Raw genomic sequence first — 14,942 nt, 5'->3', positions numbered from 1 at the left:
GGGGCGGTATTAATTCACCAACGCTGCACCGCCAACAGATTGCCCATCCGGCCCATACTGACGTGGCGAACAGCCCTTCACCCGCTTGAACGCCGCACTGAAAGCGCTTTGTGATTCATACCCCAGCGAGCGCGCGATGGCGGACACCGAGGTGCTGGAATTGACCAACCTGTCCCCCGCCACCGTCATGCGCCAACGCGTCAGGTATTCAATGGCAAAGACCGCGACCTTCTCCTTGAATTTCAGGGTGAAGCTGGTGCGCGACATACTGGCTAGAGTACGTCTGAGAGCGGGTCCATGATTAATTCCGAACGATCACAAAGATAAAACGAACGATACCGCATAGTTCGTTCGCAATCCCGCGCCTAGACTTGAGCATCGGTCATCATTAACCAAGGGGATTAGCGATGCGTATCCTTGTGACTGGAGCAACGGGTTTTGTCGGATCTGCGGTGGTGCAACAGCTTCTTAAAGCGGGTCACCGCGTAATGGGGCTGACGCGATCAGAGGCGGGCGCCGCCGCACTCAACGCGATGGGTACTGACATCCAGCATGGCTCGCTGGAGGATGTGCAACGCCTTCGCGACGGTGCGGCGGCCTGCGAGGCGGTGATCCATACGGCGCACGGCGAAGGCGATCACGGGTTTATCCCGCTGTTGATTGCGCTTGCCCGGAAAACCGTTGCTGCGTGCTACATCGGCGACGGGCTCAACCGCTGGCCCGCCGTGCATCGCCTCGACGCGGCGAACCTCTACCGGCTAGCCATCGAACACGGTGCCGCCGGAGCCCGCTACCGCGCTATCGGCGAAGAAGGCGTGCCATTCAAAGACATCGCCGAGGTGATTGGTCGACGTCTGAAACAGCCCGTCGTCAGCAACCTCCCGATGAAGCCGCCGAGCATTTTGGTTGGTTCAAGGTGTGCGCAGGCATGGACAGCCCGACCTCAAGCCAACACACCCAAACACTGCTGGAGTGGAAGCCAACACATCACGGACTGATCGCTGATATTGACCAGCCTGGTTATTTTTCGTAATGGGTGGGGCGACTGGCTAGCGTTTCAGGCTGTAAAAGCGCGTATCAACAACCATCAGCGGAACGCTCGCGGGCAAGTCCTCTTTGCTGATTTCGCTGAAACCGTGCTACTCATAAAAACGATGCGCCGCGAGAAATTTCGCCGTTGTACCGAGGAAAATATTTCGCACACCGTTGTCATAGGAATCGGCCAAAAGCCGCTGTAACAACAACGCAGCGACACCGTACTCACGCCAGCGAAACGGTGTCGCGACAAACATCTTGCGCAACGCCGTCTGGCCAGAACCGATGTCCTTCAACCCTATTGTGCCGACGACAATGCCGTTTGCTTTTGCGACCCAAAAATCATCCGTTCCAGATTGGTAAAACTCGGGAATGGCTTTCAAGTCTGGCTGATCATCGACCGTGATCGGAATGCCAAACTTTTCGCGTTGAATGGTCAGAATGACGTCAATCACGGCCTGTTGATCGGGCTGTTCGAAGCGATGAATCTCGATGGCGGATGGAATGTGTGCGTTCAAAAAACCGGCTACATACATGTTGATATAGCAGGGCGTGAGCCTAGTTTAACTAGGCAACAATTTACACCTCACCCCCTTCCTGTAGGACATTCCGCCCCTTCTCCGACGATAAGCTGTTGGGCCGATAACACAATGCAATTGTGCGAACTTGCTCGCGTCTGGTCCTGCACCGCAGTCGTAATAACAGCAACCCAATATTTCCGTGGGACCCGAAGCAGCCATTGGGCCCACTTCACGATCATGCGGGCAAGCGTGTTCCTGATCTTTCGATCAGCGGTAGTCCCAAGAGGTGCTAGCCCAAACTATGCCCGGCAAAGACCGCTGCTGGTTGGATCTCTTTCGCACGATGTATGACGACGCTCTCCTACATGGGCTGAGGTTGGTGCCCGATGCGGTAGGGAATGTTGGAACGGGCGAAGAGTTTGGAACACACGGCAATCGCTGAACTTAATCCACCCAATCGGCCAGTAGCCAAAACTCATAAAGTATAGTAGCTTTGCGCCACTAGCAAATAAACGTGACTTTAGCTTCTGCCTTCATAACTAATGCACCTCAGCTTTGCGCAGAGGATCATTTTGCAGAATTCTGCCTTACACTAGACCGCATATTTATCGACCACTGTAATCATGCAGCACAACCAGCGAGAAAGGGATTTTATGTCAAGCTACATTAAAAACACGTTGATAAAAGATGAATTGGTGATTTACACAGGGAAAATTAGCTTATGGTCTCTGTCGCCACTATTCATTATGGGTCTGATTCTACTTCCATTTGCATTTGTGGGGGTTTTACTTTGGATTGTCGCAATAGTTCGGTACCTATCGACGGAGCTAGCTTTTACCAACAAAAGAGTAATTGCCAAATTCGGTTTCATACGCAGAAAATCAATAGAACTGACTATATCTAAAGTGGAAAGCCTTCAGGTGAACCAAGGAATACTAGGCAGACTGTTTGATTTTGGAACACTCATAATATCTGGCGCCGGAAACCCTCAGGCACCTATTCCAGGAATTTCGAATCCCATGATGTTTCGCCGAGCATTTATGGAGTATCAAGACAAAGTGAAATAGAGTAACGGCAGACATCCGCTCGAATCCCGAAACAACAAATGAATGCCTTGCTAACCAAAATCAAGGCATTAACTGTATCAATACAAGGATCCGAAACCACACTACTATAAGTCTCTAGCAGAAGTTCTCAAGGTCAATTCAGCTATAACTCAGAAACTAAAGACTATAAAGCAAACGCTGCATTTAGGTAACACTTAGATATTAGAATAAACTGGTGATCGCCGTATACGTCTTGACGGGCAACAACAGAATAGCGGCTTATTTTCCCCAACTACTAAAGAGTCAAACTTTCTAAAAATTAAGCCGACCATCTACCATCGACTAGAAATTTCACCGCGGAATAATTCATGAAGGTATTTATCAGTTGGTCCGGCCCCGTTAGCAAGCGCCTAGGAGAATCTATCCGAGACTGGCTTCCTGGAGTACTACAGTTGGTGACGCCATATTTTACGCCTTCGGATATTGAAAAAGGTGGCCGCTGGGCAAGCGACATCGCCAAAGAACTTTCAAGCGCCGAGCTAGGAATTTTATGCGTAACGAGGGATAACATCCACAGTGATTGGTTGCTTTTTGAAGCAGGAGCGTTATCCAAAAGTTTAGATAAGTCTTTTGTATGCCCTATCTTATTCGGCATAAACAATACTGACCTCGCAGGTCCATTGAAGCAATTTCAGACGACAGAATTTACTAGGTTAGATTTCCACAAACTAATAACCGTTATTAATAGCAGACTGGGCGATCAAAAACTCCCGACGAAAACGCTTGACGTTGTATTTGACAAATGGTGGCCGGACCTTGAAGAAAAAATCAGTGAAATTCTTTCCTCTATTACAATAATTGATGGACCAGTGAGAGCTGATAGAGAAGTGTTAGATGAAATACTACTTTTATCGCGCGCTGCATCAAGACAAACGGGTCAACCATTCCCACCTAAAGTGATAGAAAGTATTCTTGAAACGTTTATAAAGTTACATTATAACGACGCAAATACTATCGGGGGCTACCAGGAATCACTGGACATAATGAAAGACATGTCAAGTCCGATAAAATTTATTGCTAAAAGGTATCGGGGCACATCGACCTCCATGACTACATTACTTGATGAACTTGAAGAGCTTACTTACGAGGTCATTGATAGCTCTGCAAATGCCCACATAGATGAAGATATACCGTTCTAAAATGAGCCAACAATCACCATGACTGTATTGGCGTTAGACGCAAATACAGTCGTGTATGAATAGTATTCAAAAATACATACTTGCACAAGCGTCATGCTCAACTGCCAAGCCAAACTAAGTAAAGTCCCAGATAGCTAAAGATCCGCATAGTATACCAGCCTTAAAAGTACATTTACTTTGCTAACTTTCTGATAGCAAACACTATAGACGGCGTATACCAACCTACGATTTCTGTAGCGTTATTTGAAACTAACGACGGTATTCGCTTTGCAGATCTTGGTTTGATACCTAGAACAGGAATATTATTTTTCACAGCCGTATTTATTTCCCACTCCATCCAATCGCTGTAAGCTGTATACATACCCGCAACTACAATAAAAACGTCCGAGTTGAGTATTTTCCCTTTTAAAACCCCTTTTATATAGCTGGAATTTTCTGAGTTTATAGGCTGTTCTACCGTCACCTCTTCATAGGATGCAATCAAGCCCTCCTCCTTATTCAGGAGATTTTTTAAAGAAATTAATTGATTGCCATAATCCCATCGATGACTAATAAAAACACTATAATTTTTACTCACTTTATTCAATGACCTTACTAACGATAGCATTTTTATTAAATGTTTCTAAGTCCCAAGCGTTATCAGACAATGACTTAAATTTCTCAGTATATAAAATATGCTGTTCCGTATACCCCAAAAATTCTGAGGATTTTGCTGCGCTCGCATAGACCCATTTTTTATCATTTCTCTCAATAAAATTTTCTGACTCAATTATCCTACGAACGATTTCGAAGACAGCCTCAAAAGTCTTTTTTGCAGAATACTCATAAACATAGTAATCTTTGTCTGACAGATCTTTCAATTTCAAGAAGCTAGCTTTCTCCAAATAACAAATTGCGAGATTCTCTCCATTATAATAATCTTTCTTAATCGTAAAACCCCGATTATAGAACGCTATTGCTCCATCCAAAAACTCCACCTTGTTGGTTTCTCGCCAAATATTTTTATGAATTGCTCCAGCAAGCCCCGTGGTTTCGGGATCATTACTTTCATCCGGGTTTAAATCAGACAATATGATCATGGCATTCATACATGCCATTGTCACACTAGGCATCTCCGCTTTATAAGTACAAAGCGTCAACCGTTGTATCAGGTATTCATCTTTTGGCCTTAGCGAAAGCGCTGCCTGATATAGGTTCTTGGCTTCATTAAACTCGCCATTTGTGAGGGCGGCCTCCGCACTCCCAAAAATGCGACGCCAATCTTTTTCTGCTTCGATGGAGTATTCAACTAATCGTACTACCTCTTCACTAGTTAGTTGAGGCACGCGAAGATTGGGAATGTAAGTATAGACAGGACTATCCACCTCATTAGAAGTCAATGTAGTTTTTAATAACTCTACTAATCGAAGCTTAACCTTTCTAGCTTCCGAGCATCCTATATCCTCACCTAAATGCTCGTATTGAATAGTAGCTATGTGATTCAAATCAAAATGCAGAATTCCAGACTTTTCAGACATTATTATTGTAGTGTTTTTCTTTAACGCATGTCGAACACCCAATTCGTATATCGCGTTTGAATTGCTCGTTGAAATATCTGCTATGACGACATCGGCAGAAAGCAAAAGGCCGTACATTTCTTTATCTATAACACCTGAGTGATTAATTTCATCAGCTCTAATACATTTTATGCCTAGTTCTTCAACGGCTGGTTTTATTATCTCATGATAGGTTGCATCTAGATTTAACAATCTACCCGTTTTGTGATCTGTCTTTTTACCGAAACCCATAACCACAAAGCAGATTTTTTTCTGTGGTGTATCAGATAAAATATCCATATTAAACTCTTTACGCATTAGCAATTACGCCAAAAGAATGCATTGATATAGCACAAGATAGGCAGTACTTAACATCTTCGACAAAGTCAGTGATCCGAACCATCAGCATAATAAATCCGACAAAATGCATTAATTTCGAACTCTACAGCTTACTGCTAAGTCTGTGGAGGCAGCATAGGCCTGAGAATATCAAAAAGCCAGCACCGCGTTGCGATAGTTTGTAGATAGTGGTTAAGAATCTTTGCTATCGTGAGCAACTACATGAAAGCACACATTTTCTACGTCAGTACTGACAATTGCTGCTTGGTTTATGGACATTTCCTTTAGATATCAGGTGAAAGCTTACTGGGCGTTTCACCGAGTTATGCGTGGACACTATTTCATAAGATTGCCAAACATCGAGACTTCTTTAAGAGATACCTTCCCATCCGACGCTGCGCTGTCGTTCACCAAACACAGGGTACTTTAGGAGTACCGGCTGTAAAATCACTTCAAGCCATACATTATTCACTCCGCGCCGCCAATTCTTGTAGGCAATCTCAGGGATGTAACCTTAGGGATCAAGGACATTGGCGGCGAATAGTTAGGATCATACTGCAGACGCGCCCCAGGAGTTCCATCGTCGGTAGCCCCACTTTTCATCGCTGCGGCATTCGCTCTATCGACCTCAGCCTTGCTGCTCGCGACAACTCTCATGAACCGCCCGCCCTTCCACGACACCCTAACGCAACAAAAAAATCCGGCCATTGGCGCCGACGCCGTCGAGGTCGCGGGCGGCCTGGCTCTTACAGATGATCGCCCGCCAATAGATCGCCTGTGAATTGAATATCAAATTTCGGAAAGAGGCCTCGTGAAACCATGCGACCGAACGCAACGTTGCGCAGGGTTAACGATGCAAGGATGCAAGGATGCCGTGCGCGGCCAGAAGTGGCCGCTCATGGCGCCCCCCAGAGCAACGCCGGAGTGACCTAAGCGAGGGCCCGCATGACGGGGCAAGCGTTTTGGGTTGTCTTTTTTGCGGTTCGGCGCTCCGATGTTAAAAAGGTGCCTCGCTGTAAAAGCGAACCATTTTTTTCAGCAACACTGAGGCCTAATATACGTATGAAACCCAGCGCCAACCTTTGTTTATAAAAAATTAAAAAGTAGTTTGATAATAGGGAGCCCGTCGTCCAGACGCCGCGCTGTCGCGCAGCAAACACCGGGCAACTGTAGGAGCGGGCTTGCTCGCGATCGGCTGCGCAGCAGTCGTAAAATCAGCGACTCAGTTCTTTCAATTGAGACCGAGACAACCCATTATGACCGCTTCGCGCTCTATCACGAGCAAGCCAGCTCCTACAATTAATATTCGTAGTTCAATGGGTTATGCCGTGTTTGATGAGAGTTAACTTGTTGGCGAGCAGGCGCTACGGCCCCCCTCAATACCACGCTGCACCATAGGGCCTATAGTGGATCGATTGCGTAGCACGATTCACTTATCCAGGAGCCCACACCATGACCGACACCTCGCGCCTGACCATCGCTGTATTGCTGGGCTCCGTGCGTTCCGACCGTCAAGGCATCAAAGCCGCTCGCTTACTTTTGACTGCGCTTGAAAAGCGGGGACACGAGGCGGTCCTCGTCGATCCCATGGTGACTCGCTTGCCTCTGTTGGACCGCATGTATAAGGAATACCCAAAAGGCTCGGCACCGGCTGAACTAGAGCAACTCGCCACGCTTTACCGCCGCGCCGATGGCTTCCTGCTGGTGAGCGCGGAATACAATCACGGGGTTCCGCCAGCGTTGAAAAATCTGCTCGACCACTTTCTTGAGGAATACATGTGGCGCCCTTCCGCGATCACCTGTTATTCCGCCGGAGGGTTTGGCGGCGTGCGGGCCGCCATGCAACTGCGCATGATTCTGGGAGAATTGGGCATGCCGAGCATTCCCAGCCTGTTTTCCATTCCGTATATCGGCGATGCCTTGGCCAATGATGGACAGCCCAAGGAAGAGCACACCACCAAACAGATGAACAGATTCCTGGATGAGTTTGAGTGGTATGCGCAGGCTTTGAGACGTCAACGAGCGGATGGGGTGCCTTATTGAATGCACGACATGAAACAGCTGTACCTAGGCTCGCTCCTGCTGCAAGTTCGGCAGGTTGTCGGTGTCGGCTCAAGGTCGGGAACTGTTATCGGTCAGTAACAAGATATCGAAACCCGACGGCTTTCGCGTCATGAAGCGGGCAAACCAATCCCGTTAATGGTGTTGGGCAGGGTTAATAGGGACCGCTTTTGCAAGATCGATTTCGTCAGTGAGTTCACCCCTGGTGCCCGCTATGTAATCAGGGGCGGTATCACCGACGACGCTCAGTATCCCGGCACTTGCCAGATTGGTATCTTTGACCAGATACCGGTGCCCGACTTCATCTGGCCAAGCTGCCACCAAAGCCCAACGATTGTGCTGTGGATCAGTTTTTAGAGAAGACGTTTTGATTGGGGTGATTATGAAGACGTTAATCTATTTTGAGCGTGATTTTCGACATCAGGTTTCCAGTAGCGCCAGCAGGTGAACGCAGCATGTACCAGAAAGAGGAATCGATCTTATGAGCCCCATCAGAATTCGTATGCTGCAAAGTAATGACGCTGAGGCGTTGCTGACTTTTGAAGTGGACAATCGCGAATGGTTCGAGCGCTACATTGACGCGCGCGGTTCTGCTTTTTACTCGGTGCAGGGCGTCACTGACCATATTGCGGATTACTTATCCAGTTTTGCCGCCGGAACCTGGCACCCCTTTGTCATCGAAGATTTTGGCGGAAACATAGTGGGGCGAGCGAATCTGAAAGACATCGACATGGCCGAGCGGTCGGCAGAAGTCGGTTATCGGATTGCTCAAACCGCTTGCGGACAGGGGCTGGCAACAATGGCGGTGAGGCATCTGGTTCAAGAGGCGCAGTTACATTGGAACCTTAAACAACTGGTTGCCAACGTATATGCCGGAAATATCGGCTCGGCAAAAGTGCTCAAGCGTTGTGGCTTCTTGATTGGACATACCTCTCGGTTAGAAGGCACAGAGCACGATTGTCGGTTTAGCCTTTCGATTTAGACGTGAATGATTGTCCAGGGTTTGCCTTTTAGTTGGGCCGCGTTAACTCCCAAGTACCTTTCCCCCTAAACCCCTTCTAACTCACCCAACAACTCAACCCCAATCACCAGCTCACTCGCCGACAAATTCTCCCGCAAGTGCGCCACGGACGAAGTCCCCGGAATCAATAAAATATTTGGCGCCCGTTGCAGCAACCAAGCCAGCGCGACACGCAGCGGCGAAGCATCCAACTTCACCGCGACGCTCGAAAGAACGTCCGACTGCAGCGGCGTAAACCCGCCCATGGGGAAGAACGGCACATAGGCAATGCCCTGGGCACCCAACTCGGCAATCAGTTGTTCGTCAGCCCGGTGGGACAGGTTGTAGTGGTTCTGGACGCAAACGATGTCGGCGATTGCCTGCGCTTGCTTAACCTGTGTTGCCGTGACGTTGCTCAGCCCCAAATGGCGAATGAGGCCTTGGCGTTGCAGTTCAGCGAGGGCGGTGAATTGTTCTTCAATGGAGTCTTCGTTGGGTGAATGCATGTTTCCCCAGGCCCGAAAGTTCACCACTTCCAGTACGTCTAGACCCAGGTTGTGCAGGTTGTCATGCACGGCACGGGTTAGTTCGGCTGGAGTTTGGGCCGGGGTCCATGAAGCGTCAGCTCCGCGCTGGGCGCCGACTTTGGTCACGATTACCAGATCTTCAGCGTAGGGGTGCAAGGCTTCGCGGATGAGCTGGTTGGTGACATGCGGACCGTAAAAATCGGCCGTATCAAAGTGGTTCACCCCGGCCGCTAGCGCTTCGCGCAGTACTGCGATTGCCGCTTTCGGGTCTTTGGGTGGACCAAATACCCCGGGACCCGCTAACTGCATGGCGCCGTAGCCCATTCGGTTAACTGTCCGACCGCCCAGTAAAAAGGTTCCTGCTTTGCTGGCGTCGCTCATCTGGTGTGCCTCTGTCGATGGGTGTAGACCCACTATAGTCATTGACCACTCCATTGATAATCAGGTGCAATCGGCACGGGTTGTACGGAGCAGCGAACAATGGCGACAGATATTCAGGACTTGCTGGCCTTTGTGGCCGTGGTCAACGCAGGCGGATTTCGCGAGGGCGCCCGTGCAAGCGGGAAATCGGCCTCAAGCCTCAGCGACGCGGTCCGACGCATAGAAACCCGGTTGGGCGTGCGTTTGCTCAATCGCACCACCCGCAGCGTGGCGCCAACCGAGGCCGGCGCCCGGTTGATGGAGCGCATCGTACCCGCACTGGGCGAAGTCGAGTCGGCGTTGGATGTGGTCAACGACTTTCGCGACCGGCCTTCGGGCACGCTCAAATTGAACGTGCCGGTCAGCGCCGCACGGTTGGTACTTCCCGCGATCATCACGCCGTTCCTGAACGCCTACCCCGACATCCGCCTGGAAGTGATCGTCGAAGAGAGCTTCGTCGATATGCTGGCGGCGGGTTGTGACGCCGGCATTCGCTATGATGAGCGACTTGAACAGGACATGATCGCCGTGCCCATCGGCCCTCGGTTTCAACGCTTTGCCACCGCCGCATCGCCGGCCTATTTGAACGCCAGAGGTCGGCCCGAACACCCGAGAGACCTGCTCGAACATGCCTGCCTGCGCGGCAAATTTCCTAGCGGCTCGATGCCACCTTGGGAATACGAACGTGATGGCGAAACCCTGCGCGTCGACCCGACGGGTCCGTTGATCGTCAGGGTCGGAGGCGCCGTGGACTTGGCAGTACAAGCGGCGATAGATGGCTTGGGTATTGTTTACTTGTTCGAGGACTGGTTGCGTCCTTACTTGGACAGCGGCGCACTAGAACCGGTACTTGAACCTTGGTGGCAGAAGTTTACTGGACCGTTTTTGTATTACCCAGGGCGCCGCTATGTCCCCTCGCCTCTGAGGGCATTCGTGGACTTTATTAAGGCGGGTTGAGAGGGGTTGATGGGTAGTTGATCGATGGTGGCAAACGCAACGCTTCCCGAATAAATTCGGTCCCACAGGGATCGTTACTAATCTGAGCACCGCGCTCTGGTAGGCTATTCCACCAATCCTGTCCCTTGGTTCGCAAGATGAGCTACACGCCCACAGCCCTGCGCATGCTAGATGAACTAGGCATTCCGTTAAGCTCCGTAATGGATCGCAATCTGCAAGAGTTCGTTGAGGCGAACGGCTTGGAGCTTGCTGAGGTTGACGCAAACGGAAGAGAGCACTGGCTGACATCTGTTGCTGCCCAGGCGTGGCGACAGTTGAAAGTTTCCGCCAGTGAGCAAGGGGTGGAGATTTACATTGTTTCGGCTTTCAGAAGTGTTGAGCGGCAAGCGGCAATCATCAAAAGAAAACTGGACTCGGGCTTGAGTATTGAAAACATTCTTAGGGTCTCGGCGCCTCCATTCTTCAGCGAACACCACACGGGATGTGCCGTCGATATAGGCACGCCAGGCTGCGCTGCCCTCGAACGCGAGTTTGAAGATACATTGGCGTTTGAGTGGCTGGCAGAAAACGCGGAATCATTCGGTTTCCAGATGTCTTACCCGCTCAACAATCCCACCGGCTACGCCTATGAGCCGTGGCATTGGCGAGTTAGATCTGACTTCGAATGAATTCGGTCCCACATTTGGGTAATGCACACGTTTTTGTAGGAGCTGCCGAAGGCTGCGATAAGCCCGAAGGACCTTCGCCAACACGTTGGTATCTACAGAAACGCCGCCCGCGTGGAGCTCATCTGCGGGACCGCTTCGCGCTCCATCGCGTGCAAGCTGATCTGATCCAATGATGTCGGTCATGTCCCATAGCAAAAACCCTGGACCTTCAAAGAAGAGACCAGGGTTTTCAACTTTCCAGGGTAAACCCCTGCATCGGCTTAAACGGCGGAAACCCTATCGGTTACTACCCACGCCATTGTGAGCCAAATGACTGCCAAGCCAGAAAACAGTGCGACATATTCTTGATTTGTCATCACAGGTCCTCCACTCACTGATTCAGTTTATGGCGATGTCTATCCCGTTCAAATACCCAAACAGGATTAATACTTTCGATAGCAACGCCTGCACACACCCCTCGTCTCCATCCACGTTTCAGCCGCCCCCTTTGAGGTGTAACCTACGCCCCGGTTGCCGTTTGGCTCGACGTTAATGTGCATAAAGGAAAATAAGATGGACGCATTAGACTTGAATGAAGCCGCACTGGCGAAATACATCACCACCAACCCTGGCCTGCTGGATGAGATAAAAGACCTCAGCCCGGAGGAGCAAAAGCAGCAGACGCAATGGGCGTTCGAAGATGAAGCCGAAGATCAAGGCATCGAACCCTGGGAGTTGGCGTTGCAACTGGTCGCGGAAAACCCTGAGCAATTGAAAACCATGCGCCTCGAAGCGCATCACCAAGTGGCCGAAACCTTGGGTATGGACTGGGCCGAATACTGCGAGTTGAATGACATTCAGGAATGAGTCATTAACGCTGTCGTTTAGATTCAACGACATCGGTTCAAACCCTGACTCACCAGTCAGTCATAGCGCTTTACCTTGGCGCTTCGGGTGGGTAACGTCTGCCGTCTTCAACACAAGGATTCGCGTCATGAGTGAGTTGATTTCGTACAGCCTGGAAGACGGCATCGCCACCCTGACCTTGAGTAATGGCAAGGTCAATGCAATTTCCCCGGAGGTGATCACGGCCTTCAACTCGGCGCTGGACCAAGCCGAGCAAGACCGCGCGGTGGTGATCATTACCGGTCAACCGGGCATTTTTTCTGGGGGTTATGACCTCAAGGTCATGATGACGGGCCCGGTAAACGCGATCAATTTGGTCACGGCCGGTTCGACCTTGGCCCGCCGCCTATTGGCGCACCCGTTCCCGGTGGTTATTGCTTGCCCCGGCCACGCCGTCGCTAAAGGCGCGTTCCTGTTGTTGTCAGTGGACTACCGCATCGGCGTCGATGGGCCGTTCAGCATTGGTTTGAATGAAGTTCAGATTGGCATGACCATGCACCACGCCGGGATTGAGTTGGCGCGTGACCGTCTGAGTAAATCCGCGCTGCATCGCTCGGTGATCAATGGCGAGATGTTCGACCCAAAAGGCGCCGTGGATGCGGGTTTCCTCGACAAAGTGGTCAGCGCCGAAGACTTGCAAAGTGCTGCACGCGCCGCTGCAGCGCAGTTGAAGAAGATCAATATGGTTGCTCACAAAAACACCAAATTGAAGGTACGCAAAGCCCTGCTGGACGCCCTTGACGAGTCGATCATGCTGGATCAGCAACACTCAGTGGTCGGATAACGTCCTGATTGAAAATGCCTGGCGTCTGCCGGGCTTTTTATTGCCTGTGAACTCGCAAAACTTTGCCGACTCTGATCAGGAAGACCACGTTAAGCTGCGCGCTTCGTGAACTGCCACCTTAAAGAAGAAGCGATACCACCATGGGTCGAGTCGTTGCTGCTGCGGTTTACAGCGCCGGAAAGAAAGTTGCCAATATCTCCATTGATGAGGGCGCCGAATGGGCGGCCAAGCCCGGACATTTCGTTTGGATTGGGTTAGAGCAGCCTAACGCGGATGAACTGGCCATCCTGCAACGCCAGTTTCATTTGCATGAACTGGCCATCGAAGACGCCTTGGAAAAGCACAGCCGGCCCAAGTTGGAAACCTTCGGCGATGCGCTGTTTATCGTGACGTATTCGCCGATTCGCGAGAACGGCAAACTCGAGTTTATCGAGACGCATATTTTCGCTGGCAAAGGCTATGTCATCACCTCGCGCAACGGCCATTCTAAATCCTACGGATTGGTGCGTCAGCGCTGTGAAGCACGGCCGTTGCTCCTGGAACATGGCGAAGACTTCGTGTTGTACGCGCTGCTGGATTTCGTCACCGAGTGCTATCAACCAGTGACCGAGGCCATCCATGCCGAACTCGACGAGCTTGAGGGTGGTGTGTTGGGCGGGGTACTGATGGAGGCCGATATCCTGAGCATTCACAGCCTGCGTCGCGATGTCCTGCGGCTACGGCGCTACGTCGCGCCGATGGTGGAAATCGGCGAAGAGCTGCAGAAACTGGCCTTTCCGTTCATCGACAAAAACATGCGCCCGTACTTTCGCGATGTGGAAATTCACGTCACGCGGCAGATGGAAGACTTGGCCAACCTGCGGGACATCGCCAGCCAAACCATCGAAATTGGTCTGCTGCTGGAATCCTCCCGACAAAGCATCGTGCAACGCAAGTTCGCCGCCTGGGCCGCCATATTGGCGTTCCCAACGGCGATTGCCGGGATCTACGGGATGAACTTCCAGAACATGCCGGAACTGAGCTGGCACTACGGCTACTTCGCCGTGCTTGGGTTTATCGTCGCGGGATGCGTCGGTTTGTATGCCAGCTTCAAACGGTCGGGTTGGTTGTAATTCGGGTGACATACACCTTGTAGAGCCAACGTGTTGGCGAGGCGCTGAACCTGTATCCACGGCGTCGGACCTCTCGCCACCACGTTGGCTCCTACAGAGGTCTTTGCCTCAGACCTCTTCAACCTCAACCTTGTGCGCCACAAACCGCATCATCCATTCCGCTACGGTTGTGCCTTGATGCTCGTGTTCCAGGCTGGCGATGGCATTGCTGTAAATATCGTCGCCAAGCGCTTGTTGGCGAATGTCCAGCAAAGCGCGGGAGTAGTCATGGATAAATTCAGGATGTCCTTGGAAGCACAACACCTGATGGTTGATGTGGTACGCGGCAAACGGACAAAACTCACTGGACGCGATAACGGTGGCGTTGTCCGGGAGTGCCGTCACTTGATCTTGATGGCTGATCAATAACGTCAGGTTATCAATGGCCGGTGTCATCCAGGGTGCAGCGGGCGCCAGCGTGTAGCGATGGGTGCCAACGCCCCAGCCCTGCGTCGCACGTTCAGTTTTACCGCCCAGCAGCAGCGCCAATAACTGATGGCCGAAGCAGATGCCGAGCAATTTGTCGCCGCGCTCGAAGCGTTGCAGCAGATAGGTTTTTAGCGTTTGAATCCACGGCTCGCTGCCAAATGAATCAGCCTTGCTGCCGGTCACCAGGTACGCATCGAACTGCTCGTCGTCCGCCGGATAAACACCGTGCATGACGTTGTAGATGCTGAATTGCGCAGCAATCGGTTGCCGTGAAAACAACCGCTCAAACATCTGCCCATAACCCTGAAATTGATCGACCAGTTCTGGCCGCAGGACATCGGTTTCCAAAATGCAGATGCGTAACGACATAAAAAATTCCCAAACG

14 protein-coding genes and 3 pseudogenes are annotated in these 14,942 nt (G+C 50.9%); 10 read left to right on the top strand and 7 right to left on the bottom strand.

Features of this window, described 5'->3' with window-relative positions; all coding sequences use genetic code 11:
- Positions 1-9 precede the first annotated feature (9 nt).
- Positions 10-276, bottom strand: a pseudogene (locus tag RHM65_RS16035) (helix-turn-helix domain-containing protein); the annotation flags it as partial.
- A 131-nt stretch (positions 277-407) separates the two neighbouring features.
- Here RHM65_RS16035 and RHM65_RS16030 point away from each other — a divergent pair.
- Entirely contained in the window at positions 408-998 is a 591-nt protein-coding gene (locus RHM65_RS16030) for an NAD-dependent epimerase/dehydratase family protein (RefSeq protein WP_322164996.1), read from the top strand.
- A gap of 51 nt (positions 999-1,049) precedes the next feature.
- Here RHM65_RS16030 and RHM65_RS16025 read toward each other — a convergent pair.
- Positions 1,050-1,571 (bottom strand): annotated as a pseudogene (locus RHM65_RS16025) (GNAT family N-acetyltransferase).
- A 608-nt stretch (positions 1,572-2,179) separates the two neighbouring features.
- Here RHM65_RS16025 and RHM65_RS16020 point away from each other — a divergent pair.
- Both RHM65_RS16020 and RHM65_RS16015 read left to right on the top strand, forming a co-directional pair.
- The gene (locus RHM65_RS16020; protein WP_322183792.1) at positions 2,180-2,623 is read left to right on the top strand and encodes a PH domain-containing protein; all 444 of its coding nucleotides are present in this window, start codon (positions 2,180-2,182) and stop codon (positions 2,621-2,623) included.
- A 347-nt stretch (positions 2,624-2,970) separates the two neighbouring features.
- On the top strand, positions 2,971-3,801 hold the full coding sequence (locus tag RHM65_RS16015; RefSeq protein ID WP_322164997.1) for a TIR domain-containing protein: 831 nt from the start codon (positions 2,971-2,973) through the stop codon (positions 3,799-3,801).
- Positions 3,802-3,973: 172 nt separating this feature from the next.
- On the opposite strand, the gene RHM65_RS16010 is transcribed toward RHM65_RS16015, so the two are convergent.
- The 3 genes and pseudogenes from RHM65_RS16010 to RHM65_RS16000 all read right to left on the bottom strand — a co-directional run.
- Positions 3,974-4,408, bottom strand: coding sequence for a TIR domain-containing protein (locus RHM65_RS16010; protein ID WP_322164998.1), 435 nt, complete (start codon positions 4,406-4,408; stop codon positions 3,974-3,976).
- Positions 4,380-5,636 (bottom strand): tetratricopeptide repeat-containing protein, encoded by a 1,257-nt coding sequence (locus tag RHM65_RS16005; protein ID WP_322164999.1) that lies wholly within the window; start codon positions 5,634-5,636, stop codon positions 4,380-4,382. The genes RHM65_RS16010 and RHM65_RS16005 overlap by 29 nt, the downstream gene beginning before the upstream one ends.
- A 553-nt stretch (positions 5,637-6,189) precedes the next feature.
- Positions 6,190-6,405, bottom strand: a pseudogene (locus tag RHM65_RS16000) (VOC family protein); the annotation flags it as partial.
- 722 nt (positions 6,406-7,127) lie between these two features.
- Here RHM65_RS16000 and RHM65_RS15995 point away from each other — a divergent pair.
- The gene (locus tag RHM65_RS15995) at positions 7,128-7,718 is read left to right on the top strand and encodes an NAD(P)H-dependent oxidoreductase (RefSeq protein ID WP_322165000.1); all 591 of its coding nucleotides are present in this window, start codon (positions 7,128-7,130) and stop codon (positions 7,716-7,718) included.
- A gap of 499 nt (positions 7,719-8,217) precedes the next feature.
- Positions 8,218-8,718, top strand: coding sequence for a GNAT family N-acetyltransferase (locus RHM65_RS15990; protein ID WP_322165001.1), 501 nt, complete (start codon positions 8,218-8,220; stop codon positions 8,716-8,718).
- Between the two features lie 65 nt (positions 8,719-8,783).
- Here RHM65_RS15990 and RHM65_RS15985 read toward each other — a convergent pair whose 3' ends face one another.
- Positions 8,784-9,644, bottom strand: coding sequence for an aldo/keto reductase family oxidoreductase (locus tag RHM65_RS15985; protein ID WP_322171016.1), 861 nt, complete (start codon positions 9,642-9,644; stop codon positions 8,784-8,786).
- 99 nt (positions 9,645-9,743) lie between these two features.
- Here RHM65_RS15985 and RHM65_RS15980 point away from each other — a divergent pair, with 99 nt between their 5' ends.
- From RHM65_RS15980 to RHM65_RS15960, 5 genes are all read left to right on the top strand, one after another.
- On the top strand, positions 9,744-10,640 hold the full coding sequence (locus RHM65_RS15980; protein ID WP_322165002.1) for a LysR family transcriptional regulator: 897 nt from the start codon (positions 9,744-9,746) through the stop codon (positions 10,638-10,640).
- A 137-nt stretch (positions 10,641-10,777) separates the two neighbouring features.
- A complete protein-coding gene (locus tag RHM65_RS15975; protein ID WP_322165003.1) occupies positions 10,778-11,308 on the top strand; it encodes a M15 family metallopeptidase in 531 nt (176 codons plus the stop codon).
- Between the two features lie 552 nt (positions 11,309-11,860).
- Positions 11,861-12,154 (top strand): DUF6388 family protein, encoded by a 294-nt coding sequence (locus RHM65_RS15970; RefSeq protein WP_322165004.1) that lies wholly within the window; start codon positions 11,861-11,863, stop codon positions 12,152-12,154.
- A gap of 127 nt (positions 12,155-12,281) precedes the next feature.
- Positions 12,282-12,977, top strand: coding sequence for a crotonase/enoyl-CoA hydratase family protein (locus tag RHM65_RS15965; RefSeq protein ID WP_322165005.1), 696 nt, complete (start codon positions 12,282-12,284; stop codon positions 12,975-12,977).
- Between the two features lie 140 nt (positions 12,978-13,117).
- On the top strand, positions 13,118-14,089 hold the full coding sequence (locus RHM65_RS15960) for a magnesium and cobalt transport protein CorA (RefSeq protein ID WP_322165006.1): 972 nt from the start codon (positions 13,118-13,120) through the stop codon (positions 14,087-14,089).
- Between the two features lie 108 nt (positions 14,090-14,197).
- On the opposite strand, the gene RHM65_RS15955 is transcribed toward RHM65_RS15960, so the two are convergent.
- Positions 14,198-14,926: an amidotransferase gene (locus RHM65_RS15955; protein ID WP_322165007.1), complete on the bottom strand. Its 729-nt coding sequence runs from the start codon at positions 14,924-14,926 to the stop codon at positions 14,198-14,200.
- Between the last annotated feature and the right edge of the window lie 16 nt (positions 14,927-14,942).

It is taken from the genome of Pseudomonas sp. CCI4.2 (genome assembly GCF_034350045.1).
Classification (GTDB): domain Bacteria; phylum Pseudomonadota; class Gammaproteobacteria; order Pseudomonadales; family Pseudomonadaceae; genus Aquipseudomonas.
Note: the sequence above shows the minus strand (reverse complement) of the source record. Positions and strands in the feature narration are given on the sequence as shown.